Raw genomic sequence first — 559 nt, forward strand, 5'->3', positions numbered from 1 at the left:
CCGGCGGTGGCGAACCGCAGCAGGGTGGTCTCCGAGAGGATCTCGGTGGTGGTGGTCATGTCTAGAAGTACCCCTCGCGCTTGCGGTCTTCCATCGCGGCCTCGGAGAGCTTGTCGTCGGCGCGGGTGGCGCCGCGTTCGGTGAGCCGGGAGGCGGCGATCTCGGCGATCACCTTCTCGATGGTGTCGGCGTCGGAGTCGACGGCGCCGGTGCAGGACATGTCGCCGACGGTGCGGTAGCGCACCCGCCGCTTCTCGACCCTCTCGCCGTCCTTGGGGCCGCCCCAGTCGCCGGCGGTCAGCCACATGCCGGCCCGGGCGAAGACCTCGCGTTCGTGGGCGTAGTAGATCTGGGGGAGTTCGATGTCCTCGCGGGCGATGTACTGCCACACGTCCAGTTCGGTCCAGTTGGACAGGGGGAAGACGCGGACGTGTTCGCCGGGGGCGTGGCGGCCGTTGTAGAGGTTCCACAGTTCGGGCCGCTGGCGGCGGGGGTCCCACTGGGAGAACTCGTCGCGCAGGGAGAAGACGCGTTCCTTGGCGCGGGCCTTCTCCTCGTC

At 69.4% G+C, this 559-nt stretch carries 1 protein-coding gene; it reads right to left on the reverse strand.

Features of this window, described 5'->3' with window-relative positions; all coding sequences use genetic code 11:
* Positions 1-61: 61 nt before the first annotated feature.
* Positions 62-559: sulfate adenylyltransferase subunit CysD (gene cysD / locus ACY1JF_RS31935; RefSeq protein WP_462708761.1), on the reverse strand; the 498-nt coding region annotated here is incomplete at its 5' end.

The organism is Streptomyces sp. SYSU D01066-1, from assembly GCF_054956795.1.